Origin of the sequence: Hymenobacter rubripertinctus (assembly GCF_003583925.1) — a bacterium.
GTDB lineage: Bacteria > Bacteroidota > Bacteroidia > Cytophagales > Hymenobacteraceae > Hymenobacter > Hymenobacter rubripertinctus.
The window spans coordinates 16,815-41,461 of the sequence record NZ_QYCN01000041.1 but is presented as its reverse complement, the minus strand read 5'-3'; the positions used below and the strand labels follow the sequence as shown (position 1 = coordinate 41,461).

The window sequence follows — 24,647 nt, the reverse complement described above, 5'->3', positions numbered from 1 at the left end:
ACTTCAGCTACTACAACCATCAGCGGCCTCACCAAGGCCTGAAGGGCCAAACACCTGCGCAAATATTCGCTCAAAACCCTACCTTCAGCCCCCCACCCATTTGCTTAACAAACGCCTCCTAAACTGTCCAGTTTTTGGGGAGTAGTACAATACCTGACCGTACCCTACTATGCTGCCAATGCCGGCGTAACCATGAAAGTGCTTAAAGAGCAAGCCGTATTAGGCGTTAGCCTGTCGGATATACTTTACACGGAGAGGGGGCAGGCTGCTGTTTATTACACCAATCAAGACTTCTCCTTCAAGCGCAGAGGCGATTCTAGAATACTGAGATTTTCGTTTACGTATAAGCTCGGCGACGCAAGCATTGCCAAGAAGAAAGCGCGCGAGAATGCCAGCAAAAGCGAACTGGAAAGAGCGCAATAGAAAAGAGCGAAAATCGGCAGCTGCCTGTGGGAGCACACGTGCAGCTGCCGATTTTCGCTCCTTTATCGGGTCGGCCGACTCATATCCTGCCTCATGCTCAGGTAGGTCGTTGGTATAGGAACCATAGAGCTATGCCGGTCTGATCATTCGGGAGCGTAACTCAAATAGCTTTTAGCTTCGCTCTCCTCGGGTTCGCGCGACGAGCCTGACGCATGCGTGACAGCCGCCTCAGACTTTCACGTCGTAGCGGTCGAGCATCATCACCTTGTCCCAGGCTTTCACAAAGGCTTTCACGAAGCGCTTCTGGCCGTCGCTGCCGGCGTACACTTCTGCCACGGCCCGCAACTGGCTGTTCGAGCCGAAGATGAGGTCGGAGCGGGTGGCCGTAAAGCGCTGCTGGCCGGTTTTGCGGTCTTCGAGGGCGAACATCATGCCCTGGGTATCAGCCTTTTTCCACTCGAAATCCATGCTGGTGAGCACCGTGAAGAAGTCGTTGGTGAGCACGCCCACGCGGTCGGTGAACACGCCGTGCTTGGAGTTGTCGTGGTTGGCGTTCATCGCCTTCAGGCCGCCGGTCAGAGCCACCCACTCGGGCGAGGTGAGCGAAAGCAGCTGGGCCTTGTCGAGGAACATTTCCTCGGGAGCCACGCCCTGCGAAACGGCCGCGAAATCCTGGTCCAGGTAGTTGCGGAAGCCGTCGGCCACCGGTTTCAGCCAGGTAAACATCTCGATGTCGGTCAGCTCCTGGGTGGTGTCGCGGCGGCCCGGGGTGAAGGGTACAGCCGTGGTAAAGCCCGCATCAGCCGCCGCTTTTTCGAGCGCGGCGCATCCGCCCAGCACCAGCAGGTCGGCCAGCGACACTTGCTTGTTGCCTTGCTGCTGGCCGTTAAACTCCTCCATCAGCTTGCGCAGGGCTGCCACTACCGGCACCGTGCGCTGGTTGATGTCCCAGTCTTTCTGCGGCGCCAGTGCGAGGCGGGCGCCGTTGGCCCCGCCGCGCTTGTCGCTGCTACGGTGCGTAACGGCCGATGAGAAGGCGGTGTACACGAGGTCGGACACCGAACTATCGGTAGCCATAATCGACTCTTTGAGGGCCGTGATGTCGGCCGCGTCAATCAGGTCGTAATCGGCCAGCGGGATGGGGTCCTGCCAGAGCAGGTCGTTCTGGTTGCGCTTTTCGGGGCCGAGGTACCGCTCCCGGGGGCCCATGTCGCGGTGGGTGAGCTTGTACCAGGCCTTGGAAAAGGCCTGGGTGAAGGCGTCGAAATCGTTCAGGAATTTCTCGCAGACCGCCCGGTACTCGGGGTCCACCTTCAGGGCAATGTCGGTGGTCATCATCATCAGGTCGTTCATCTTCCCTTCGATGTGCGCATCGGGCGTCTTGGGCGCGTTCTTGTCCACGGGCGTCCACTGCAAAGCGCCGGCCGGGCTCTTGGTCTGCTCCCATTCAAACTTGAACAGGTTGATGAGGTAGTCGTTGTCCCACTGGGTGGGGTTGGGCGTCCAGCTGCCCTCAATGCCGTTGGTCATCGTGTCTTCCGAGTGGCCCTTGCCCTGGGGGTTGTGCCAGCCCATGCCCATAGCCTCTATGGGCGCAATTTCGGGCGGCGCGCCGATCCGGTCGGGCTTCACCATGCCGTGGCTTTTGCCGAAAGCGTGGCCGCCGGCAATCAGGGCCACGGTTTCTTCGTTGTTCATGGCCATACGCGAGAACGATACGCGGATGTCGCGCGCCGAGCCCAGCGCGTCGCCGTCGCCGTAGGGGCCCTCGGGGTTCACGTAAATCAGCGACTGGTGGGTGGCGGCCAGCGGGTTTTCGAGGTCGTAATCGGCGTCGCCGTTTTTGCCGCGCCAGCGCTTGTCGCGCATCACCATGCTATCGAACGAGTCGGCTTTCTTGAGGTCGTGAATCACCTCGGGACCCCAATAGGTGCTTACGTCGGCCTCCCAGGCATCGTGGCGGCCGCCGGCGAAACCGTAGGTCGGGAAGCCCATGATTTCCAGGGCGCAGTTGCCGGTCAGCACAATCAAATCAGCCCACGAGAGGGCGCTGCCGTATTTCTGCTTGATGGGCGCTATCAGGCGGCGCGACTTATCGGTGTTGCCGTTGTCCCACCAGCTGTTGATGGGGGCGAAGCGCTGGAGCGCCTCGCCGGCCCCGCCGCGGCCGTCGGCAATGCGGTAGGTGCCGGCCGAGTGCCAGGCCATCCGGATCATCTGCGGGCCGTAGTTGTTGTAATCGGAAGGCCACCAATCCACCGAAGTGGTCAGAAAGCCCTTTATTTCCTGCTTGAGCGCCTCCAGATCGAGGGCGTTGAAGGCCTCGGCGTAGTTGAAATCTTCGCCCAGCGGATTGGCGCTCGGGCCGTTGCTGTGCAGCATTTCCACCTTCAGGCGGTCGGGGTACCAGTCGGAGAGGGCGGGCGGCGTGCCCGTCGCGCCGGCTATCCGGTCGCCGCCGAAGGGGCATTTGCCGGTCATTTCGAACGAGTCGGTGTTGGTTTTGTCGTTGGCTATTTCGAGCATATACGGGTAAGGTTAGAAGGTTGATTGCGGGGCGGCCGGCAGTGGCGCGGCGCCCTGGCTGCGGCATTGTTAAACCGCAGAACGCGGGGTAATGTTGTGCTTGCCCGGGGCCGGCAAGGCCGGCATTGCACCCGAAAACCAAGGCCCGAACAGCAAACGCCCGCAACATCCGGCCCCGAATGGGGCTTGTTGCAGGATAGGATTTCCTACTTCATATGCGCAAGAAAACGAAACGTACTGCCTGGCTAATCGTCGGGTTTATCGGGCTGCTGCTGCTGGCCGGGGCTGCCTTTGCCGGTCTGAGTCCGCAGTTTGGCGGCACGCCCACCAGGGCCGAAAAGGCCCGCTACGCCCGCAGCGGCCACTATAGTAAGGGCAAGTTTCAGAACCAGATGCCGACGGCGCTGATGACCGGCAGCAGCATGGCCCAGGTGCTGTGGGAGTTCGTGTTCAAGAAAACGCCCGGCAAAAATCCGCCCGGTCCGCTGCCCATGCGCCTGCTCGATTCGCTGAGCATCACCCAAAAAACGCCCGAGCTGCTGCGCGTAACCTGGTTCGGGCATTCGGCCAGCCTGCTCGAAATCGGGGGGCAGAACATCCTGCTCGACCCCATGCTGGGCCAGGAGATGGGGCCGCTGAGTTGGGTGACGCCCAAGCGCTACAACCCCCGGGTGCCCATTTTCGCCGCCCAGCTGCCGCCCCTTGCGGCCGTGCTCATCTCCCACGACCACTATGACCACCTCGACTACGAAACCATCCGGCAGCTGCGCACCAAAACCCGCCTGTTTATAGTGCCGCTGGGCATTGCCGCCCACCTGCGGGCCTGGGGCGTGGACACGGCCCGCATCCGGGAGCTGGACTGGAACGACTCGGTGCAGGTGGCGGGCCTGACCATCGTGAGCACCCCGGCGCGACACTTTTCGGGCCGCGGGCTCACCAACCGCAACGCCACTTCCTGGAGCAGCTGGGTGGTGAAATCGGCCACCCGCCGGGCCTTTTACAGCGGCGACGGGGGCTACGGCCCGCACTTCGCCGCCATCGGCCGCCAGCACGGCCCCTTCGATCTGGCCCTGCTGGAATGCGGCCAGTACGACCCGCACTGGGCCGACATCCACATGCGGCCCGAGCAGAGCGTGCAGGCCGCCCGCGACGTGCGCGCCGCCGTGATGCTGCCGGTGCACTGGGGCGCTTTCACCGAGGCCAACCACCCCTGGGACGAGCCGGTAAAGCGCGCCACCGCCGAAGCCGCCCGCCTCGGCCAGCCCATCACCACGCCCGAGCTGGGCCAGCCCGTCACGCTCGACGGCCGCCCGCTGCCCCAGGCCCGCTGGTGGGAGTAGCGGCCGGATTGTTTTTAGATAACCGGCTATCTAAACTATCTTTCAGCCTTTAATTGGCTTACTCATAAGTATGCCTCTGGTGCGTAAAAAACAGCTATTCAGATGAAAATTATTGGTACAAGCCTGCTGTTAGCAGCGGGGCTGCTATTCGGGCAATGCAGCAGTGAAAAAGTGGCCCCCAAACTCGATTACGACAAAGTCAGCCAGGCGATAATGGCCCAACTGGTCCCGCAGTTGACAGGAACCTGGAAGTTGGGCCGGGTACACGTGCAGGCCCAACGGCTTAATGCCGGTCAGGCAGAAATCGGTATCCGCCGCGACACCGTATTTCAGAATTTTGCGGTGCTGACCATCCGGCCCGCCAAGGTTCCAGCCTCCAGCCTGCCGAACCCGCAATACCCGGATTTTGAGGGCGACTTAACCTTTCAGGGGAAGGAATACCCGGTTCGATTTGCTCCGCTGGCTTCCCCTGACAGAGTGGTGAATGGCCAAGGCCCGCACGCTTTTTTTCTCCTTCAATTCAACCTAGCCCCCGGTTCTTACCCACCTGATGCAGGAAGGACGTATTTGGAGGATATCGGTTTTATCAACGATAATTTTACGTTGGAGATGCTGGCTGGCGAACAAACCATGCTGTGGCGGGGCCTGAGCCGGGGCATGGTAAAAATTGAATTGCAGAAGCAGTAGCAACAAGTAAGTCTACTTTCGAATTCAACTTCTGCTTTTGGTTCGGGAAGCTAATTCCCAGTCCTACTCATGGCCTTCCGCAGCACCTGCAATACCAGCGGCGCGGATTGCAGCGGCACGCCGAAACGGGTGTCGGTGGGGAAGGGGACGGTTTCGGGGGTGAGTTGGTAGCCCAGGCGCTCGTACCAGGCCAGCAGCTCGGCGCGGACGGAAATGACGGTCATGCGCACGGCGGTGCAGCCGTGGGCGCGGGCGTGGCTTTCGGCGGCCTGCACCAATTGCCGGCCGATGCCGCCGGCTTGCAGCGTGGGCTCCACGGAGAGCATGCCCAGGTAGAGCTCCGGACCCTGGACTTGCAGAAACACACTGCCCACCAACATGCCGTCGGCGGCTTGGCGGGCCAGCAGAAACTGCGCGCCGGGCTTTTCGAGTTGGTCGCGTAGGTCGGCCTCGTCGGTGCGCTGGCCGGCGAGCAGGGCTGCTTCGGTGGTCCATCCCTGGGCCGAGGCTTCGCCCCGGTAGGCGCGGTTGACAAGGCGGTTGAGGGCGGGCACGTCGGCGGCAGTGGCGGGGGCAAAGCGGAGCATGAGGTGAAATAGTGAGGTGGGGAGATGGGGAGTTGCTGTCCGGCTGGCGCGGCCGGTGCTGGCGGCGCGGCCGATGCGGCTGGCGCCGGTGATCAACCGGGAGGGAGGGCGCAAGTTGGGCCGCCAAAACGGCAAACCCACCATTTCACCAGCTCGCCATTTCACCTTTCGTAACTTCGCCCCAGCACCCAACCCCCGCCCATGACCTTCGAAACCGCTCCCGCCCCGGAAATCGATATGCCTGCCACCCACGCTTCGCCCGAATTGCTGCGCCGCGCCTACCGCCTGCTGCGCACCAGCGACGAGCTGGCCCGCCTCTACGAAGAAAACAAGGCCGTAACGGCCAAATACGTGCACGCCACCGCCCGGGGCCACGAGGCCATTCAGCTGGCCGCCGCCACCTGCCTCGGCCCCCACGACTACGCCGCGCCCTACTACCGCGACGACTCCATGCTGCTCGGTATGGGCCTGACGCCCTACGAGCTCATGCTCCAGCTCATGGCCAAGCGCGACGACCCGTTTTCGGGCGGCCGCACGTACTACTCGCATCCTTCGCTGCGGCGGGCCGGTTTCGCTACCATTCCCCACCAGAGCTCGGCTACCGGCATGCAGGCCATTCCGGCCACCGGCGTGGCCCAGGGCATCAAGTACCTGGAAAGCCAGCACGTGGGCCTGCGGCAGGCTGACCCCCGCGACTCCTACGAGAGCGGCCAGCCGGTACCCGGTTTGTATAGCTCGGTGCCGACGAATGAGCACAGCAGCAACCCCCTGGTCATCTGCTCGATTGGCGACGGGGCCATGACCGAGGGCGAGGTGAGCGAGGCCCTGCAAATGGCCGTGCTGCACCAGCTGCCCATCATTTACCTGGTCCAGGACAACGACTGGGGTATCTCGGCTACCGGCCGGGAGATGCGCACGATGAACGCCTACGAGTTTGCCGCCGGCTTCAAAGGGTTGCACCGGTTGCAAACCGACGGGGCCGATTTCCTGGCCAGCTACGCCACCATGCAGGAGGCCGCCGAGTACGTGCGCCAGCGCCGTGGGCCGGTGCTCGTGCACGCCAAATGCCCCCTGCTGGGCCACCACACCAGCGGCGTGCGCCGCGAGTGGTACCGCGGCGACGACCTGGCCCAGCACACCCTCCAGGACCCGCTGCCCCGCTTCCACGAGCAGCTACTGGGATTAGACTTCACTGAAACCGAACTGCAAGAGCTGGCCGACGAAGCCCGCGCCACCGTGCAAACCGACTACGCGCGCGCCCTGGCCGCCCCCAACCCCGACCCGGCCACCTTTGCCGACCACGAGTTTGCCCCGCCGGCCGTAACCCAGGAAACCGGTGAGCGGGCTCCTGCCGGGGCCGAAAAGGCCCTGATGGTGGACGCCGCCCTGCACGCCGTGGACGACATTCTGCAGGAGTTCCCCGAGGCCCTGTTCTACGGCCAGGACGTGGGCGGCGAGCTGGGCGGCGTGTTCCGCGAGGCCGCGCTGCTGGCCAAAAAGTACGGCGACACTCGCGTGTTCAACACGCCCATCCAGGAGGCCTACATTATTGGCAGCACGGCCGGCATGAGCGCCGTGGGGGCCAAGCCCATTGTTGAAATCCAGTTTGCCGACTACATCTGGCCTGGCCTCAACCAGTTGGTGGAGGAGCTCAGCAAGTCGTGCTACCTGAGCAACGGGCAGTTCCCGGTGCAGAGCCTGATTCGGGTGCCCATCGGGGCCTACGGCGGGGGCGGGCCCTACCACTCGGGCTCCATCGAAAGCACGCTGCTCACCATCCGGGGCATCAAGGTGGTGTACCCCAGCAACGCGGCTGACATGAAGGGCCTGCTGCGGGCCGCCTTCCTCGACCCCAACCCCGTGGTGCTGCTGGAGCACAAGGGGCTGTACTGGAGCAAGGTGTCCGGCACCGAGGAGGCCAAAACCACTGAGCCGGCCGCCGGCTACGTCATCCCGCTGGGCCAGGCCAACATCTTCCAGGCCGCCGATGAGCAGAAGCTGGCAGGCGGCGAAACCTGCGTCGTTATCACCTACGGCATGGGCGTGCACTGGACCCGCACGGCCAGCCGGCAGTTCCCCGGCCAGGTCGAAATCCTGGACCTGCGCACCCTCAATCCCCTCGACTGGGACGCCGTGCAGGCGGCCGTGCGCCGCCACGGCAAGGCTCTGGTGCTCACCGAGGAGCCGCTGCTGAACTCCTTCGCCGAGAGCCTGGCCGGCCGCATCCAGCGCCACTGCTTCCGCCAGCTCGACGCGCCCGTGTTCACCCTCGGAGCCGCCAACCTGCCCGCCATTGCCCTCAACGTGGAGCTGGAAAAGCAAATGCTGCCCAACCCCGATAAAGTAGCCACCGCCCTGGCCGAGCTGCTGGGGTATTGAGGCAATGAGTACCTGATGTTACGCAGCCATTTCGTTCTGGCGTTGCGCCTCATCCCCTAGCCCCCTCTCCGAAAAGGAAAGGAGGTAATTTTTAGATTCACTATTCAAATAGCCCTTGGCGTGCATACGTCAGGGGCTATTTGATTGCTAGGGTAAAGTGCCGGATTCGTTGGGGGGGTATGGTACAGAACAGGCATGGTACAATTATAATTGTACCATGCCTGTTCTGTACCATACCCCCCGCTGGCTGCGTCATACGACCGCGCCGGTTGGCTAGCACCGTACCGCTGCCTGCCCGGTTTTCGGGGACCACGGCGGGCAGAGCAGCACACAAAAAAGGCCTTCCGCGCGGAAGGCCTTTTTGAGGGGAGAAGCGAAGGAGCCGTTATTCCTTCACCAGTTTCAGGGTTTGCCGCACGTCGGGGCCGCTGATGCGGACCAGGTACAGGCCCTTGGCCAGGGCCTGGGTGCCGAGCGGGTTCAGCTCGCCGCCGGTAGCCGATAGTTCGGCTACGGTGCGGCCATCGGCGCTCAGGATTTCTACGCGGTAGGAGCCGACGGGCAGCAGCGTGAGGTCGAGGGTAGTAGCGGCCGGGGTGGGGTTGGGGAAGAGCCCGGCCGGGCCTGGAGTGCTCGTGCCGTCGAAGGTCACGGTCCGGATGCTGGAGTAGGCCAGCTTGCCGTCGGTATCGTTCTGGCGCAGGCGGTAGTAGCGGACTCCGGCCCGGGCACCGGCGTTGCGGTCCAGGTGGCGGTAGTCGGTACGCTGGGTGCTGGTGCCGCGCCCGGGCAGGGTGGCTATGGCGGCAAACGCTACCCCATCGGCGGAGCGTTCCACCACGAAGCTGGCGTTGTTCAGCTCCTGGGCCGTGGCCCAGGTGAGCAGGGCGTCGCGGCTGGCGGCCTGAGCCTGGAAGCCGAGCAGCGTCACGGGCAGGGGGACGGCCGTGGCGTTAGTCCGGAAAATAGCCTCGGAGTTATCGGCATTCATCGGCATCAGCGACGGCTGGCCCCCGAACGCCGGGTCGTGCAGATCGACCAGGCCGTTGAAGTTGTCGTCGTGGTAGTAGGGGCTGTCCAGGTCGGCAAAGTTCGGGATGCCGTCCGCGTCGCTGTCCTGCAGGAAGCCCGACTGGGTGGTGCCGCCGTAGCCCGTGCCGTTGGTGGTTACCACGTAGTAGCTGGCTTTGGCGGGGTTGGCCAGGGCGAAGGCCCGGGCTTTGGCCAGCAGCTCCTCGCCGGCGGTACCGTTTTTATTGGTGTCGAAGCCCTCGGTCCAGTCGGCCGTGTGCTGGTAGATGGGCTGGTTGGCATGGCCCGCATTGTCGCCGTCGGAGTCGGCGTCGAACATGTCCACCTGCCCGGCATTATCCGTGTTTACGACGGCTGTAAGGGCTCCGGCGCCTTCGTAAGCGTCGCGGATGCCGTTCTTGTTGGCATCCGTGGTGAAGTTTGCCTGCCCTTTGCGGGTGATGTAGGTGGCCGTGGGCTGCGCTTCAATCTCGTCCGTAATCCCGTCGTTATCCGAGTCGAGGTCGAGGAAATTATAATTGCGAACCGTCTGGGAGTTCGCCGTTCGCCGGTCGTTATCCTGATCCCCCAGCACGTACTGGCTGACCCCGTTTTCGGTGCTTACTGTACCGTTGTTTTTGTAGGAAATAGTGCCTTTAATGGCATCGGGCAGGCCATTGGCGCCCACGCTGGAAGGAGCGGTGGCGGTGGCGGCGGCCATAAACTGTGCGCGTGCGGGGTTGTAGGCACTGGTTTTCGAGCCGCCGTTGACAGCTTGCGAGAAGCTGGCGGACGGGTTCCGGTTGCCGTTCGCCTCGAAGGCATCAGGCAGCCCGTCACCGTCGGCGTCCAGGTCGAAATTGTTGGGTATCCCGTCGCCGTCGGTATCAAAGATATCGTTGATGCCGTCGGCATTCAGGTCGCGGAAGGCCCCCAGTACCGGGTGCACGTAGGCCGCATCCAGGTAAATCAGCACCCCATCGCCGTTGGTAGTCGCCACGCCGTTGGCCGTCTGGGTCTGGGGGTTGAGGCCGTACATTTCCACCACATCCAGAATGCCGTCGTTGTCATCATCGATGTCGTCTTTGTCGGGGATGCCGTCCTTGTCAAAGTCGCAGTTGAAATCAAAGGTGTACACCTGCTCGGCGGCGGCCGAAATAAAGCCGTAAGTCCACGTATTGACCGTGTAGTTGTCGCCGCCCTGGTTGGTGTTGGCCCCCGACCAGCGGTGAACGCCCGTTTCCGAAATAACGCCGTCGGGGCGGTAGTTGCTCAAATCGGGGGCGGGGCGGGTGGCCGGGAAGCGGTTCGCCGCAGTGGGCAGGTTCCGGTCGTCCCAGTAGAGGCGGTCGAAGAAGCGGTTGTTGCCCTGCGAGGGCCGCACGTTCTGCACCCGTACGCCGTCGGTGTTGCCTTCCACGTCGAAGAGGGGAAAGTTAACGGGGGCTCCATTACTGACGAAGGTCAGGCGCAACGTGGTGCCGGCGGCCACGGGGGTGTTGGCGTTGTCGAGGCCATTCCAGAAAACGGTGGCCGGTACGTTGGCCGCTACCGTCTGCTCAATCACCACGTCGTTGCCATCCTGCACGCCGTTGTTGTTGATATCGATGAGCACCGAAGTGGAGCCGGCTTCTTCGCTGAGCGTAGTGAAAGCCGCCGATCCGCGGCCGGTAAGCGGGTTGCAAAACGGCTGCACCGTGCGGCTGAACACGGGGAGCGGCGCACTGGGCCAGAGGGCCGGGTCGGGGTCGTTAACGAAGTTGTCGTACTCGGGGTAGGTTTGCTCGCTGGTCTGGCTCTTGCGCGCATTGGCGAAGGAGCCAGTCTGGCTGGTGCCGTTGGCGTTGCTCACAAAGTAGAAGGCGTAGGGGTTCATGCCGGCCAGCTCCACCTCCTTCACGTAATATCTGCCGGGCTGGCGCACGCTTTCCACCAGCGGATACAGACTGAAGGTGGCCGACAGCAGGTTCGTGAAACTATCCGTTGAGAAGGACCAGAACTTACTGCGCAGGCGGCCCCGCAGCTCCTGTCCCGTAGCGCCCGCGTTGGAGCGGACTGTGAAATCCCAGAAATCATACTGGGATACTTTCTGGCCCTGACTCATCGCGCCCTCGCCCACCTGCGTGAATTCCACCCAGAAGTCCCGGTCTGCGCCGGTATTGTTGGTGTAGATCAGCGGGTTGTAGCCGGTGCTGGCCGACGCCGTACCCGTAACCTGCGGCCCTGCCTGCACCTGGGCCGCGTTGGTGATAACCCCCGGGGCGGCTAGCAACTCCGTTTGGCGGCTGGAACCCGTATTGCGGGCCAGCGTAGTGCTCTGCGCCTGGGTTTCGGTCGCGCCGGAGTTGTATTTAAGCGTCAGGATCAGGTCATTCTGGTTGCCGCTGCCCGCCGCGCTGGCGATGCGATGCACCCCGTAGAAGAGGGTCTCACCCGCCTTCAGGCGCACCCGCAGCCGGTAGTCGGCGCTGAAGGGGCGGTTCGTGCCGCCGCTCCAGCTGCTGGGCTTCAAAAAGCCCTGCGACTGGTACTGACCGGCCACGATGTTGTTGAAATCGTGGGTCAGGTAGCCGGCCCGGGTGTTGGTGGCCAGCGTCAGGTTGGCCGTGGTGCCGCTCGTGTTGGGTGTGAGTTCGCGGGAGCCTTCGGCCCGGATAGTATGCGCGGGGACGCACAGCAGTAGCAGCGCCCCGAGGCGTAATAATTTTTTCATGAAAAAAAGAAAGGAAAGGAAGTCTGATTCCGGCCACCCGCAGGAGGGCGGGGGCAGGAATGAAATAGCGGCAGGAAGAGCAGAATCGGTCGGGAATAGAACTAAAACCGCACGATAGAAGGGGGATTCCCGGTTGAGTAAGGGCAGGCAAAGGTATATAAAGATTCCATAATCTTATAAATTAACCTGTTTATTATATTTTAAAAGGAGCTTTATGGGAATAAATCAAATCAAAAAAAGAAATGTATTACCAGGTTGTCAAACCGGGGAACTGGATTATTTGTGTCGGTACATAGGCGTGGTAATTGTCTTATGGGGTTCGGCATTATGGCGTAGCATACAGATAGTTGGCTTTTTCTGATCCGGGCTAAATGCAAAGCCCCCGCTCACCAGCGGGCGCTGGCAAACGGGGGCCTGAGAAGCGGTAAAACCGGCCCGGCCGGCTTCGGTTGCGGGGGTTAGAACGGGTAGCCGATGCCCAGGTTGAAGGCCGTCTGGTCTTCGCGGAAGCTGAACTTGCGGATGGCCCACTTGCTGCCCGGTGCGGTGGGGTCGTACACTTTGGTGGCTACGTCGAGGCGCAGGATCAGGAAGGTGAAGTCGAAGCGGAAGCCGAAGCCGGAGCCCACCGCCAGCTGCCGGTAAAACTCGTTGACCTTGAACTGGGCTCCCGGCTGCTGGGCATTGGGGCGCAGGGCCCACACGTTGCCCACGTCGGTAAACAAGGCTCCGTTGATGAAGCTGTAGAGCGGAAAGCGGTACTCCACGTTGCCCTCCAGCAGCACCTCGCCGGGCTGCTCCAGGTTGTAGTCGCGCACCAGGCTGCCGTTAATGCGCAAGAACTGAGACGGGTCGTTGGGGTCGTACTTGTACTGGGTGTAGGAGCCCAGGCCGAGGCGGCGCGGCTTCCAGGCCCGTACGCTGGAGCTGCCCCCCGCGAACAGGTACTTGTCGTAGGGCACCAGGTAGGCCGTTTCGGTGCTGCGCGAGCCATCTTTGGCCACGGAGGTAATGTTGGTGCTGGTCAGGGCCGTGGCCAGGCCGCCGGCCAGACGGTACACGAAGTAGGTGCGGGGCGTGAGCTTGTAGTAGCGCCGGTAGTCGGCCGTTATCTTGCCGAAATCATAGATTTTGAGCTTGTTGTTTTTCAGGTCGTTGGTGTAGCTGACGAGGGGCTGCTGCTGGTAGAGCCGCCGCGTGAGCCCACCCACTTCCACGAACAGGCGCAGATACTTCGCGTCGCGGGTTTCGTTGAAATCGTTGGAATTAAAGAGGGACGTGACGTTGAGGCTGGGGATGAACAGGTTATCGAAGCTGCGGTAGAGCGGGGAGCCCTGCTGGAAGCGCAGGTTCTGGAGGATGGAATCGAAGCGGGCACTCAGGTCGGCCGTCCGGATAATGCTCACGTCGAGGGGCGTGAACACGTACTGGTGGAAGGCCGAGCGCTGCCAGAGGTAGTCGAAGGTGCCCTCCACGTTGGTGCGCGTGTAATCGGGGCGCTGCACGTAGGTGTAAGAGGCATTGAGGCGGGTGCGCGGGTTGTACCGGGTGAGGTAGCGGTTGGGCCGCCAGGGTACCAGAAACTGCGGCAATACCAGGTTCACGTTGGCCCCGAGCTGGGTAGTGAGCTGGCTGTTGAGCGTGGTGCTGCCCCGCTCGTTGTTGTTGCCCGTAATATCGTACTGGCCTTCAAAACCGGCGCGCACCCCAAACTCGAGCAGCTCGGCCCCGCCGAACACGTTGCGCACCTTCAGGCGCAGGTTGGCAAACGGCCCCACCAGCTCGGCCACGTAGGTAGCGCCGCCTTCCACGGTTTCCTGGAATTTCTTGGCCGGGGAGGCATTTATGGTGGCATCGAGCAGGCCCCGGGCTGAGTCCCGGGCGGCTTCAGGGCCGCGCACGCGCCGGTACGTGACGGTGCTGAAGCGGAACATATCCAGGCTGGCCAGCTGCCGCTGGGTGAGCTGGGTATTGAGCAGACTGTACGCGTCGCCGGGGCGCACCTCCAGCTTGCGGTCCAGGGTTTTGGTACCGAAGCGGTGCCGGTAGGACAGGTAGTACACCGAGTCGCGGACCAGCGTATCGCGCTCCCGGCCGAAGCGCACGATGCCGGCATCGGTGATGAAGTTGACGTGGCGAATGGTGTAGAGGCGGTGCTGGTTGCCCCGGGGCGGATCGGCGATGAGCGTACGCAGGCGCACGGTGGCGGGCACGAAGCTGGTATCGGCCTCCAGGGTGACATACTGCTGGCGAAAATCGTAGAATCCCTGGTTTTTGAGCAGGTTTTCAATGCGCGCCCGCTCGTTGCCAACTACTTCTTCGTCGTACCGGTCGCCCACGCGCAGCAGGCTCTGGGGCTGGCTGGCCAGCACCCGCCGGGCCACGGTGGTATCGGCAATATCGTAATCGAGCTGGGAGTAGTGAAAGGCCGGTCCCTCGTGAATGTGGTAGGTGACCGTAACCCGCTGCGAATCGGTACGGAACGGCGACTGCAATGCGAAAAGGCGCAGGGGGGCGAACCGCCGCGTGGGTACGGTATCGGTGGCCGCGACGGAGCTGCGGAAAAAACCCTTCGACTTGAGAAAAATGCCCAGCTGCTCCACCGAAGTGGCCGTGAGCGAGGAGTCGTAGATGACCGGCGGCTCGCCCAGGCGCATGATGGCGTTGCCCCTGTCGAGGGCCAGCTGGTGGCGGCGCACGTGCCGCTCGCGCTTGGTGAGCAGCTGGCCCACCCGGGCCGAGTCGGTGCCGGCCTGTTTGATAAGCTGGCTGAACCGGGTGCGGTCGTCCTCCAGCTTGCCTCGGATGCGCTCCTCGTTATAAAAGAAGCGCCCTAACTGGTAGATGGCTACCTTTGGGAGCGGAAACGTGCTGTTGGGCTTCTGCTGCACCAGCGTCTGGAGGCGCTCGGCATCGGCTTTTTGTTCGCCCGCAATCCGCACCTGGCTTAGCAGGCGCTGGCCCGGCCTGAGCAGGCGCAGGGGCGAGCAGCTGCCCAGGCTCCCGGCCAGCAGCAGGCCGCCCACGGCCAGGCGCACCGTTAATTTATCCGAAAAAAGAACCCGAAAGGGCTGGCCGTTCATCTGCGAATATGGTTTCAAAAGCAGTAGCGAAATACGTGCACGCGCTGCACCTGAAGAAGTACCGAAGCCGGCACGAGGCCTTCCTGGTGGAGGGCGGCAAAAGCGTGCGGGAACTGCTAAGTTCCGGGATTCTAACGGAACGGCTGATAGCGACGCCCGAATTCGCCGAGAAAATTGCCGCCGAGCTGCCCGCCGGCCTGCCCCTCGACCTGGTTTCCGAGGGCGAGCTGACCCGCCTCAGCTCGCTGAGCACCAACAACACGGCCCTGGCCATTGCCCGCCTGCCCGCCGAAACAGCCCTGCATCCCGTTGCCAATCAGCTGCTGCTGGCCCTCGACGACGTGCGCGACCCCGGCAACGTGGGCACCCTCATCCGGCTGGCCGACTGGTACGGGCTGGCCGGGGTGGTCTGCTCCGACACCTGCGCCGACCCCTGGGCTCCCAAAACGGTCGTCGCTACCATGGGCTCGTTTACCCGCGTGCCCGTCTGGCAGCGCAATCTGCCCGAGTGGCTGGCCACGCTGCCCGCCGGGTTGCCCGTCTACGGGGCCGATCTGCACGGCGACAACGTGCACCGGCTCACGCTCCAACCCACCGGCGTGCTCATTATGGGCTCCGAAAGCCACGGCCTCACGCCGCCCGTCGAGGCCTGCCTCACCCAGCGCCTGCACATCCCCGGCCGCGGCCAGGCCGAAAGCCTGAACGTAGCCGTGTCGGCCGCCATTCTGCTCGATAACTTCTACCGGAACGAACAGTGAAATGGTGAGGTGGTGAAATAGGGAGTTGATGTTCTGCTTGTGCAAGCTGCGCCAGCAGAACATCAACTCCCTATTTCACCACCTCACCATTTCACCTCACCATTTCACCTCACCATTTCACCTCACCATTTCACCTCAGTTCAGCAGCGAAATCCCGAAGCTGATGGTATTGGCCTGGGGGCCGCGGTTGTCTTTGAACGTGTTGTTGAGGTTGTACTTGGCAAACAGGTCGATGCTGCGGATGCCAATGGTGCCCTGCACGCCGTACTGGAAATCTTCCAGGTTGTAGGAGCCGCGGTCCTTATCTTTCTTGGTGCTGCCGCCTTCCTCATATTTGATTTTGGTGTGCGCGCCCAATCGGTAGCCTACGAACCCGCCGGCCCCGATGCGGAACGCATCATGCCCCTTTTTGTCGCGAAAGCTGAGCATGGGCATCAGCGGCAGGTTAATGCTGGAAACTGCCAGCTTGCTTTTAGTCAGGTTCCGGCCCGCATCGGGCAGGGTCACTGATGTAACCCCGTTGGCGCTGCGGAACTGGTACACGTTGTCGAGCATGTAGTTGTTGAAGGCCAGCTCGGGGCCGGTGCGCAGGTAGAGCGGCGAGCCCTTACGGCCCAGGCGGATGTCGTAGTGCCAGTTGAGGCTGATGTAGCGCGAGGCCGCCGGCCGCAGATCGGGCCGGAAGTCGCCGGGTGCGGTGGCCTGGTTGGTTAGTGCATTCAGGCCCAGGTCAATGTCGAAGTTGCTGTGCACGGCCCGGTTGGCCCGTTCCTCCTGCCGGGCCTTGCGCTCGGCGTTGCGTACCGAGTCGGACTTGGCCGACGAGCCCACCCGCACCGATACCCGGTCGTTGCCGCTGCCGTCCGTGTTTTCATCCACCGAAACGCCAAACACGCGGCCCAGCGTCACATCCACATGGTCGCCGGTTCTGGCGGTCCGGCCCGCAGGTTTGCCGGGCTCGTTGTGCATCGTGATGCGGATCTGCTCGGGTACCTGCTGGCCGGGCTGGTCTTTGGCCGGGTAGAACTCCATGGTCACCTGCTCGGAAGTGGAGTTTTTGCTGGCCTTCTCGGCCTGGGCAATGTAGGTATCGAGCAGTACAATCAGCGAATCGAGCTTGTAGTTGCGCAGCTCGCGCAGCTGGGCCTTGTTTTTCACGTAGAGCGTCATGGTGGCCTGGTTGGGCAGGCGCACCACAATGGTGTCGTCGTTGAGGGAAGCGGGCCGCAGGGCGCCGGCCGAGCCGGTAGTCGAAACCAGGGCCAGCAGCATCGTCAGCAGCGGAAGCAGGAAGGAGCGTTTCATGGGAAAGTGGAGTGAGAGCTTGGAGCCTAGTTGCTAGTGCTTGGTTGTTAGAATACTGGAGGAAGTCCTCCAAGCACTGCCAACTAAGCGCTAAGCACTATAATTGAATGGTTTTGGTGAGCGTGCGGCCGGCCAGGCGGGCCTGCACGGTTACCGTTTCGGGCAGGCCGGCGGCGGTCAGGCTCACCGGCTCGCCCTGCACTGCGTTGCGCACCTGCCGGAGCACGGCCAGCACGCCACGGCGGCGGGCGGGCTCAGCCGGCTCCGGGGCTTCGTAAGCGGGCCGGACTTCCACTTCAATCGGGCCGGTGAAGGCGACCGTGGTAGTGGGCAGGGCGGCGGGTCGCTTGAAGGCCGGGGCCGGCGTTGGCTGCGGCAGGTCGGGCGCGGTGGCGGCCAGGGCCGTTACCAAAGCCGGCGCGTTTGCCGGCTGGTTCGAAGCAACCGCTGCCGTGTTGGCCGGGGGCCGGCGGGCGGCAGTCGGGCCAGGTTGTACACCCCCGGACCGGCTTGCCGCAGCGCGAACCGTAGTGGCCACTAAGGCGGCCGGCCCGGAGGCTTTAACGGTGGCGGTTGCTTCTGAGGGGCCAGATGGGGCCGCTGCTTCCGCCGTTGCCTGGGCCACATCATTTATTTCAGCGGCCGCCAGAAGTGGCTGCTGGTCAGTAGAATTATTGCGGGCAGCATCAGCCGCCGCAGGGGTGCTGGTAGCTGGCACGCGGGCCGGCTTGGCAGCGGCCAACTCGACCCGGCCGGCGCTGGTATCCGAACCGCCGGTCAGCAGCCAGCCGGCGGCGCCCAGCAGCACGAGCAGCGCCACCGAAGCGGCCGCCAGCCACATGGCGGGGCGGCGGCGCTTGGCGGGCTGAATTTCGGCCTCGATTTCGGCCCACACGAAGGCGGGCGGGGKGGGGGCGTGGCCGCCCAGCCGCTCGCGAAACAGCTTATCAATATCGTCCGGTTGCATACAGTTCTTTCGGTGAGGAGGTGGTGGAGGCTACGGGGCGGGCCTGCTGGTTGGCCACCGCGAGGCGGCGCTGGAGCATGCCCCGGGCCTTACTGAGCTGCGACTTACTGGTGCCTTCCGAAATACCGAGCAGCTCGCCGATTTCGGGGTGGGAGTAGCCCTCCAGGGCGTACAGGTTGAACACGGTGCGGTAACCGGCCGGCAAACCCGCCAGCAGCGCCAGCATATCGTCGGCGCTGAGCTGGCTTTCGGCCGTGGCGGCCACGGCCGGCACATCGTAGGTTAAATCGTCGATGGCCAGGTGCAGCGGCTCCTTGCGGCGCAGCATCCCGAGGGCCTCGTTCACCACAATGCGCCGGATCCAGCCCTCGAACGAGCCTTCGTGCCGGTACTGGTCGAGGGCCCGGAACACCTTGGTAAACCCCACAATCAGGGCCTCCTCGGCATCCTCCCGCCTTCGCAGGTAGCGCAGGCACACCGACAGCATCAAACCCGAAAACTGCTCGTAGAGCTGCTTTTGGGCACGGCTGCTGCCCTGGCGGCAGGCGGTTATTAACTCGGTTTCCGTCACGGGAACAGCGGCGTAAAGTTTAGGTCAGAAGCACGTGGTTTGGAGCGGCAGATGCAAGGTAGCGCGCCAGGGTTGCCCGGAGGTGAAAATAAAGTCCAAAAGAAAGAGCCAAACGGAAAAGCCGCTGAACGAACCAGATGGCGGCGTTCAACGGCTTTTCCGTCTGACTCTTTCTCTTTAAATTTCTCTGACGCCACCGGCCCGGGTGGATACGGCGCCAGGCCGCACTTACGCCGCCGTATCTGCCACGTCCAGCTTTTCCGCTTTGCGCCCGAAAGCCCAGTACAGGGCCGGCATGCCCAGCAGGTTAAGCACCGTGGAGGTGATAATGCCGCCCATAATCACCACCGACATCGGAAATTCGATTTCCGCGCCCGGCTCGTTGCCGGCTATCATAATGGGTAGCAGGGCCAGCACCGAGGTCAGGGCCGTCATGATGATGGGGGCGATGCGCTCCAGTGAGCCGCGGATGATGAGGTCGGGGCCGAAGGGCAGGCCTTCTTCCAACTCGAGGTGGCGGTAGTGGCTGACGAGCATAATGCTGTTGCGGGCCGCGATGCCCAGCACCGTGATAAAGCCCACGATGGAGCCCAGCGACAGCACGCCGCCCGTGAGCCAGGCCGCCAGCAAACAGCCCGACACGGCAAAAAACAAGCTCAGAATGCCCAGCGTGGCCAGCCGCAAACTCCCGAAATCGGTGTAGAGGACCAGGAAAACGCCCACCAGCGAAAGCAGCACCAAGCTCAGAATACGGTTCTGCGAGGCCTGCCGCTCGGCGTACTCGCCCAGAATTTCGGGGTGGTAGCCCGCCGCAAAGGCCACGCCATCCACCTGCGCCTGCACGTCGCGGGCCACGCTGCCCAGGTCGCGGCCGCGCACGTTGAGCGTCACGTCGATGCGGCGCGAGGAGGCTTCGCGGGTGATTTCGTTGGGCGTGGGCACGATGCGCACGTCGGCTACCTCTTTGAGCGGCACGGCCCCGCCGCCGGGCAAACCCACGAGCAGCTCGCGCACGGCCCCGAAGTCGGCGCGCACGGCCGGCTGGCCCCACACGGCCACGTCGAAAATCTTCTGTTCCTGGTAGATTTCGCCCACCTTGCGGCCCTTCACCAGCGTGCTGATGGCCTGCAGCACGGTGCCGGGGCTGAGGCCGAATCGGGCCGCCGCCTCGGGCTTAATCTTCACCTGAATCTGGGGTACCAGGGTTTGCTGCTGCACTTTCAGGTCCACCACGCCTTCCACGCCTTCCAGCTTGCTGCCCACTTCCTTGGCCTTGGTGTAGAGCTGGTCGAGGTCGGGGCCGAAAATGCGCACCACGATGGTGGCCGAGGTGCCGGTGAGCACCTCCTTGATTCGCTCGCGTAGGTAGGTGAGTAGGTCGCGGTAGAGGCCGGGGTAGCCATCCACCACGGTCTGGATTTTGGCCACCGTGGCCTCGTAATCCACCTTGGGGTCCACGGAAATCCAGAGCTCGGTGAAGTTGGGGCCCACCACTTCATCGGCCACCTCGGCCCGGCCGATGTGGGCGCCGAAATTGCGCACGCCGGGAATGGCGCGCAGCTCTTTGCTGGCCCGAATGGTGATGCGCGACATGGCCTGCAGCGAGGTGCCGGGCTTCTCCACCCAGTGCATCAGAAAGTCGTATTCCTTGAAATTGGGCAGGAATTCCTGGCCCAGAAACGGCAGCGTGAGCAGCGAGAGGCCGGCCCCGGCGGCCAGCGTCCAGGCCACGCGCTTGGGCCGGGCCAGCAGGCCGGGCAGCAGCCGGGCGTAGTGGCGCTTGAGCCAGGCCACCACCGGCGCGTCCTGGGAAGCTTTTTCGGCCGCCTTGGGCAGCAGCATGAGGGCCAGCGCAGGCGTGAGGGTGAGGGCCACGAACAGCGAGGCCAGAATGGCCAGCACGTAGGCAAAGGCCAGCGGCTGGAAAAACGCCCCCGACAAGCCCGGCAGCAGAAACACCGGCACCAGCACCAGCCCCACGATAAGCGAGCCGTAAATCACGGCCGAGCGCACCTCCATGGAGGCCTCGTACACCACCTTGAAGTTCGACAGTGGCGAGCCCTCGGCCTTGTTCAGCCGCAGCCGCCGCATGATGTTTTCCACGTCGATAATGGCGTCGTCGACCACTTCGCCCAGCGCGATAATCAGGCCGGCCAGCACCATGGTATCAATGGTTTTGCCGGAGTAGCGCAGCGCCAGCGCCGCCGCAATCAGCGACGTGGGCAGCGCCAGGGCACTAATGAGGGCCGTGCGCCACTCGTACATAAAGAACAGCAGCACCAGCACCACCAGCACGCAGCCAATAAGCAGCGAGCGGTTCAGGTTGGCCAGCGACATCTCAATAAAAGTGGCGGGGCGGAAGATGGTCGAGTCGATTTCCAGCCCCTGCAGGCCGGGGCGCATGGCGTCGAGGGCCGCTTCTACCTGCCGGGTTACGTCGAGGGTGTTGGCGCCGGGCTGCTTTTCCACGATGAGTAGCAGGCCCGGTACGTCATTTATCACGGCGTCGCCGATGGGGGCCGGGAAGCCCTCCACCACCTGCGCCACCTCGCCCAGCTTCAGGCTCACGCCGTTGCGGAAAGTCACGGGCACTTGGGCCAAATCGGCGGCGCTTTGGATGGCGGCGCTCTGCGACACGGCCAGGCGCTGGTTGGGTGAGTCGATGAAGCCGCCGCCGGCCAACGTGGTGGCGTCGGCCGCGGCCTTTTCCACTTCGGCCAGCGTGAGGCCCAGCGTGCGCAGCTGCTCGGGATTCACCAGCACCTGCAGCTGCCGGTCGCGCTGGCCCCAGATAGCCACGTTGGCCACGCCGGGCACGGCCATCAGCCGCGGCCGGATGCTCCAGCGGGCTAGCGTGGTCATTTCCACCTGCGTGAGGCTATCCGAGGTAATACCGATTTTCAGCACCCGGCTCGTGGACGACAGCGGCGAGAGCATGACCGGGGGCCGGGCCACGCCGGGCAGCGTGGGTGCTACCCGCGCCAGCCGCTCCTGCACCGCCTGCCGGGCGTTGTTGATGTCAAGGCCCTGCGGAAAATACAGCACTACCGACGACAAGCCGAGCACCGATTTGGAGCGGATTTTCTTCACGTCGGGCGTGCCATTAAGCGCGTTTTCCAGCGGTACGCTGATGAGCGCTTCCACCTCGGCCGTGCTCAGGCCGGGCGCTTCAGTCTGCACCTCCACGTACGGCGGCGCAAATTCCGGAAACACGTCCAAAGGCGTATCGTGCACCACCTGCAGGCCCGCCACGAGCATCACCCCAAACAGGATGACGACCACCAGCCGCAGCCGCAACGCCGATTCAATTATCCACTTCATAAGTCAACTGTTGGAAGGGCGAATTCTAAAACCATCTGTCATCCTGAGCATGTTGCGCTTGGAGCAAGGACGAAGGACCTTATCACGCCAGCGCGAATTGCTGACACGCACTTCGTTCCTATCCTATAAGGTCCTTCGTCCTTGCTCCAAGCGCAACATGCTCAGGATGACAGGGCTTTATGTTTCACCGCGTTATCGTTAATGGCTGCCGCCGAATTCGGTGCCGAATAGCTCCGCTGCGCCGTCGGTTACAACTTCGGCGCCGGCTTTTACGCCCCGGGAAATGACGATTTGCTCGCCCACGGCCCGCTGCACTTCCACGCGCTGGCGGGTGTACTGCAGGGGTTTGGTGCGCACGTACACCCACTGCCCGCCCGTGGCGTCGTAGAGCAGCGCGGCGGCCGGAATGGTGAGGGCATCCGTGGTGCCGGCGCCGGCGGTTGCCAGGTTGTTGTTGCCCAGCGTCACGTCCACGGCTACCCGTTCGCCGGGGCGGAAAGCTTCGTCGGAGTTATCGATTTCGTAGAACACATCGGCCGTGCCCGTGCCGGCGGTGGCCCCGAGCAGGGGTGCCTCCACCGGCCGGCCCTGGCGGGCCTTTCCGCCGTCGAGGGGGCGCACGGTTACCGCCTGGCCTTTGCCCAGGCGCCGCAAATCGCCCACGAACAGCGGCACGCGCACCCACACTTTGTTGAGCGCGGCCAGCTCGACGAGCACCGTGTTGGCGGTTACCATCGAGCCGGACGTTACCGTAACGCGCTGCACCACCCCGCTGAGCGGAGCCTTGATGGCCAGGGCCTGGCCACCGCCGGTATTGCCGTTCGCGGCGCCCTGGCGGGCGCGGGCATCGGCCAGGTTTTGCTGGGCCAGAGCCACGTCGGCGCGGGCGTCGTCGCGGGCCCGCACGCTGCCCGCGCGGTCGGCCAGCAGGGCCTCGGCGCGGCTCAGGCGGGCCTGGGCCACTTGGAGCTGGGTGCGGGCCTGGGCCGTGCTCTGGTTGAGGGTGAGCAGGTCGCGCTCGGCGGGCAGCGGCACCAGGCTATACAGTGTCTGGCCCTGGCGCACGCGCTGGCCGGCCGTGATGTCGGCTCCGCCGCGCAGGGTGCCCTGCACCGGGGCCACAATGGTCACGGCCTGGCCCGGCACGGCCTGAATCTCGCCGCCCACTTCCCGCGTGGCCTGCACGTTGTCGGTTTTGATGGTGACGGTTTTGATGCCCAGCCGCTTTTCCGCGTCGGCGGTGATGGTGACGGTGGTCAGCTCCGATTCCTTGACCGGGTTGGCCACCTCGGAGGGGCTGACGGCTTTGGACTTTTCGTCTTTGCCGCAGGCGGCCAGGCCAAGCAGGGCCACTAGGGGAAAGAAGCGAGTTAGTAGCGTATTATGGTGGTGCATGTTATTGTCTTTTGTCATCCTGAGCAGCGCGAAGGACCTTATCACGCTGTGCCGTTTCGTTATTACCTCAATCGTTCAACTGGGATAAGGTTCTTCGCGCTGCTCAGGATGACAGGCGATTTAAATGAATTATTGATGCACTTAAAACCGGCCGCCCACGGCGTAGCGCAGGCGGGCCAGGGCGCGGCGCTGGTCGGCGCGGGCGTCGGCGGCGCGCTGCTGGGCGTCGAGGAGCTGGCGGGTGGTTTCGGCCACCTGCACGTAGGGGAAGTCGCCGTTGATAAAGGCGTTGGTAGAGCGGCGCAACGCGTCGGTCAGGCTGGGGAGGTAGCTGTTTTCCCACAGCACTGCGCTTTGGGTGGCCTGCTCGTACTGGGCGTAGGCTTCGCGCACGTCGAGGTTCACGGTCTGGCGCAACGCCAGGTACTGCCAGGAGGCCTGTTCCAGCTCGGCTTTCACGCGGGAGATGCGGCCCTGGTTGCGGTTGAAGATGGGCAGGCCGATGGCCGCGCCGGGGGCCAGACTTATGGGCTTGGGGTCGTTGAGGCGGGCATTGAGCGAGAGCACGAACGAAAACACCCGGCTCCGTTCCCACTTCAGCCGCTTACCAATGCCCCCGATGCCGGTGCGGGCGGCCCACAAATCGGGCCGGGCGGCGTAGGCCGAATCCAGCAGTGTGCGCAGCGGCGGCACGACCGTAGCGGCCGCCGCGGGCGGGGCCGTGAAGCGCAGCGAGTCGGCATTCACCGAGTCCAGGCCCAGGGTGGCCAGCAGGCGCAGGCGGGCTACCTGGGCGTCGCGGCGGGCGCGGTAAAAGTCGTCCACGGCCCGTAGCGAGTCGGCGCTGGGGGCCACGGTTTCCAGCTCGCTGATCTCGCCCACCCGGTAGCGGGCCCGCATGATGCGCGCTACCTCGGCCCGCATGGCAATGGCTTCGCGGGCGATGCGCAGGCGCTCATCGGCCAGCACAATATCGGTGTAGGAAACCTGGGCGTCGCGGCTCACCAGCAGGCCCCGGCTCACCAGGCTTTCGGCCACGCGCTGGGTTTCGAGCTGGGCGGCCCCCACCCGGCCGGGCCGCTGCCAGAGCAGGTCGGTAGCGAAGTTGAGGGCCAGGAAAACGGGCGAAGTACCGTAGGCCGCTACACCGGAAATGACAGGGTTGGCCAGCAGGCCGGCATCCTGCAAATCGGCTTGGGCCAGGGCCAGCGCACTCAGGTCGGCCTGAAAAGCGGGGTTGCGGGTGAGGGCCAGGTTCACGGTTTCCTCCTCGCTCAGGCCGTCCTGTAAATCAGGCAGCGCGGGGGCCGGAGCGTTGGCTGTGCGGGCCGCGCCCAGCTCATAGCCGCTGCGGGCCTTGAGGCGCTGAGCCACCTGCTCGCGGGTGTAGGTGGATTTGGTGCTCACGCAGCCAGCCAGCAGCAGCGGCAGGGCCAGCAGCCCCGCAACGGCCCGACGAGCGCGGGGAGAAAAGGTAAGCAGACAGACGGCAGTATCCGGCACAGTAGAGCAGCTAGGGTGCAACGACGGCGTAAACACAGTCCGTCAGCACAAGGAAGGAGCCAACCACCCGCGTCATTG

Annotated in this window: 15 protein-coding genes; 5 read left to right on the top strand and 10 right to left on the bottom strand. The window is 63.7% G+C overall.

Annotated elements, in window-relative coordinates; all coding sequences use genetic code 11:
* Positions 1-123 precede the first annotated feature (123 nt).
* Complete coding sequence (locus D0T11_RS18975) at positions 124-423, top strand: outer membrane beta-barrel protein (protein ID WP_119657387.1); 300 nt, start codon at positions 124-126, stop codon at positions 421-423.
* A 228-nt stretch (positions 424-651) separates the two neighbouring features.
* Here the strand turns inward: D0T11_RS18975 and katG are convergent, their stop codons facing one another.
* Positions 652-2,949, bottom strand: coding sequence for a catalase/peroxidase HPI (gene katG / locus D0T11_RS18970; RefSeq protein WP_119657386.1), 2,298 nt, complete (start codon positions 2,947-2,949; stop codon positions 652-654).
* A gap of 215 nt (positions 2,950-3,164) precedes the next feature.
* Between katG and D0T11_RS18965 the strand changes: the two genes are divergently transcribed.
* Positions 3,165-4,289: an MBL fold metallo-hydrolase gene (locus D0T11_RS18965; protein ID WP_119657385.1), complete on the top strand. Its 1,125-nt coding sequence runs from the start codon at positions 3,165-3,167 to the stop codon at positions 4,287-4,289.
* Between the two features lie 102 nt (positions 4,290-4,391).
* The gene (locus D0T11_RS18960; RefSeq protein ID WP_119657384.1) at positions 4,392-4,976 is read left to right on the top strand and encodes a hypothetical protein; all 585 of its coding nucleotides are present in this window, start codon (positions 4,392-4,394) and stop codon (positions 4,974-4,976) included.
* A 50-nt stretch (positions 4,977-5,026) separates the two neighbouring features.
* Here the strand turns inward: D0T11_RS18960 and D0T11_RS18955 are convergent, their stop codons facing one another.
* Positions 5,027-5,563 (bottom strand): GNAT family N-acetyltransferase, encoded by a 537-nt coding sequence (locus D0T11_RS18955; protein WP_119657383.1) that lies wholly within the window; start codon positions 5,561-5,563, stop codon positions 5,027-5,029.
* Between the two features lie 201 nt (positions 5,564-5,764).
* On the opposite strand from D0T11_RS18955, the gene D0T11_RS18950 reads away from it, so the two are divergent.
* Complete coding sequence (locus D0T11_RS18950) at positions 5,765-7,942, top strand: alpha-ketoacid dehydrogenase subunit alpha/beta (RefSeq protein ID WP_119657382.1); 2,178 nt, start codon at positions 5,765-5,767, stop codon at positions 7,940-7,942.
* A gap of 385 nt (positions 7,943-8,327) precedes the next feature.
* On the opposite strand, the gene D0T11_RS18945 is transcribed toward D0T11_RS18950, so the two are convergent.
* Positions 8,328-11,666 (bottom strand): T9SS type A sorting domain-containing protein, encoded by a 3,339-nt coding sequence (locus tag D0T11_RS18945; RefSeq protein ID WP_119657381.1) that lies wholly within the window; start codon positions 11,664-11,666, stop codon positions 8,328-8,330.
* A 458-nt stretch (positions 11,667-12,124) separates the two neighbouring features.
* Positions 12,125-14,767 (bottom strand): translocation and assembly module lipoprotein TamL, encoded by a 2,643-nt coding sequence (gene tamL, locus D0T11_RS18940; protein WP_147374730.1) that lies wholly within the window; start codon positions 14,765-14,767, stop codon positions 12,125-12,127.
* Here tamL and D0T11_RS18935 point away from each other — a divergent pair.
* Positions 14,758-15,507 (top strand): TrmH family RNA methyltransferase, encoded by a 750-nt coding sequence (locus D0T11_RS18935; RefSeq protein WP_119657379.1) that lies wholly within the window; start codon positions 14,758-14,760, stop codon positions 15,505-15,507. The two genes, tamL and D0T11_RS18935, sit on opposite strands and share 10 nt — an antisense overlap.
* A 135-nt stretch (positions 15,508-15,642) precedes the next feature.
* Here the strand turns inward: D0T11_RS18935 and D0T11_RS18930 are convergent, their stop codons facing one another.
* The 6 genes from D0T11_RS18930 to D0T11_RS18905 form a co-directional block, all read right to left on the bottom strand.
* Positions 15,643-16,812 (bottom strand): outer membrane beta-barrel protein, encoded by a 1,170-nt coding sequence (locus D0T11_RS18930; protein ID WP_119657378.1) that lies wholly within the window; start codon positions 16,810-16,812, stop codon positions 15,643-15,645.
* A 97-nt stretch (positions 16,813-16,909) separates the two neighbouring features.
* Positions 16,910-17,779 carry a hypothetical protein gene (locus D0T11_RS18925; RefSeq protein ID WP_119657377.1) on the bottom strand — a complete coding sequence of 290 codons (870 nt, stop codon included), beginning with the start codon at positions 17,777-17,779 and terminating at the stop codon, positions 16,910-16,912.
* Positions 17,760-18,350, bottom strand: a complete 591-nt coding sequence (locus D0T11_RS18920) for an RNA polymerase sigma factor (RefSeq protein ID WP_119657376.1) — start codon at positions 18,348-18,350, stop codon at positions 17,760-17,762. The genes D0T11_RS18925 and D0T11_RS18920 overlap by 20 nt, the downstream gene beginning before the upstream one ends.
* 228 nt (positions 18,351-18,578) lie before the next feature.
* Positions 18,579-21,671 (bottom strand): efflux RND transporter permease subunit, encoded by a 3,093-nt coding sequence (locus tag D0T11_RS18915; RefSeq protein WP_119657375.1) that lies wholly within the window; start codon positions 21,669-21,671, stop codon positions 18,579-18,581.
* A 198-nt stretch (positions 21,672-21,869) separates the two neighbouring features.
* Positions 21,870-23,024, bottom strand: a complete 1,155-nt coding sequence (locus D0T11_RS18910; RefSeq protein WP_182888495.1) for an efflux RND transporter periplasmic adaptor subunit — start codon at positions 23,022-23,024, stop codon at positions 21,870-21,872.
* A gap of 183 nt (positions 23,025-23,207) precedes the next feature.
* Positions 23,208-24,569 carry a TolC family protein gene (locus D0T11_RS18905; RefSeq protein ID WP_182888494.1) on the bottom strand — a complete coding sequence of 454 codons (1,362 nt, stop codon included), beginning with the start codon at positions 24,567-24,569 and terminating at the stop codon, positions 23,208-23,210.
* Positions 24,570-24,647: the final 78 nt, after the last annotated feature.

Bases quoted from the DNA above. Each gene is read 5' to 3' on its own strand.
- D0T11_RS18935 (WP_119657379.1), top strand. From the start codon at position 14,758: ATGGTTTCAAAAGCAGTAGCGAAATACGTGCACGCGCTGCACCTGAAG.
- D0T11_RS18945 (WP_119657381.1), bottom strand. From the start codon at position 11,666: ATGAAAAAATTATTACGCCTCGGGGCGCTGCTACTGCTGTGCGTCCCC.
- katG (WP_119657386.1), bottom strand. From the start codon at position 2,949: ATGCTCGAAATAGCCAACGACAAAACCAACACCGACTCGTTCGAAATG.
- D0T11_RS18955 (WP_119657383.1), bottom strand. From the start codon at position 5,563: ATGCTCCGCTTTGCCCCCGCCACTGCCGCCGACGTGCCCGCCCTCAAC.
- D0T11_RS18950 (WP_119657382.1), top strand. From the start codon at position 5,765: ATGACCTTCGAAACCGCTCCCGCCCCGGAAATCGATATGCCTGCCACC.
- D0T11_RS18930 (WP_119657378.1), bottom strand. From the start codon at position 16,812: ATGAAACGCTCCTTCCTGCTTCCGCTGCTGACGATGCTGCTGGCCCTG.
- D0T11_RS18965 (WP_119657385.1), top strand. From the start codon at position 3,165: ATGCGCAAGAAAACGAAACGTACTGCCTGGCTAATCGTCGGGTTTATC.
- D0T11_RS18960 (WP_119657384.1), top strand. From the start codon at position 4,392: ATGAAAATTATTGGTACAAGCCTGCTGTTAGCAGCGGGGCTGCTATTC.
- D0T11_RS18915 (WP_119657375.1), bottom strand. From the start codon at position 21,671: ATGAAGTGGATAATTGAATCGGCGTTGCGGCTGCGGCTGGTGGTCGTC.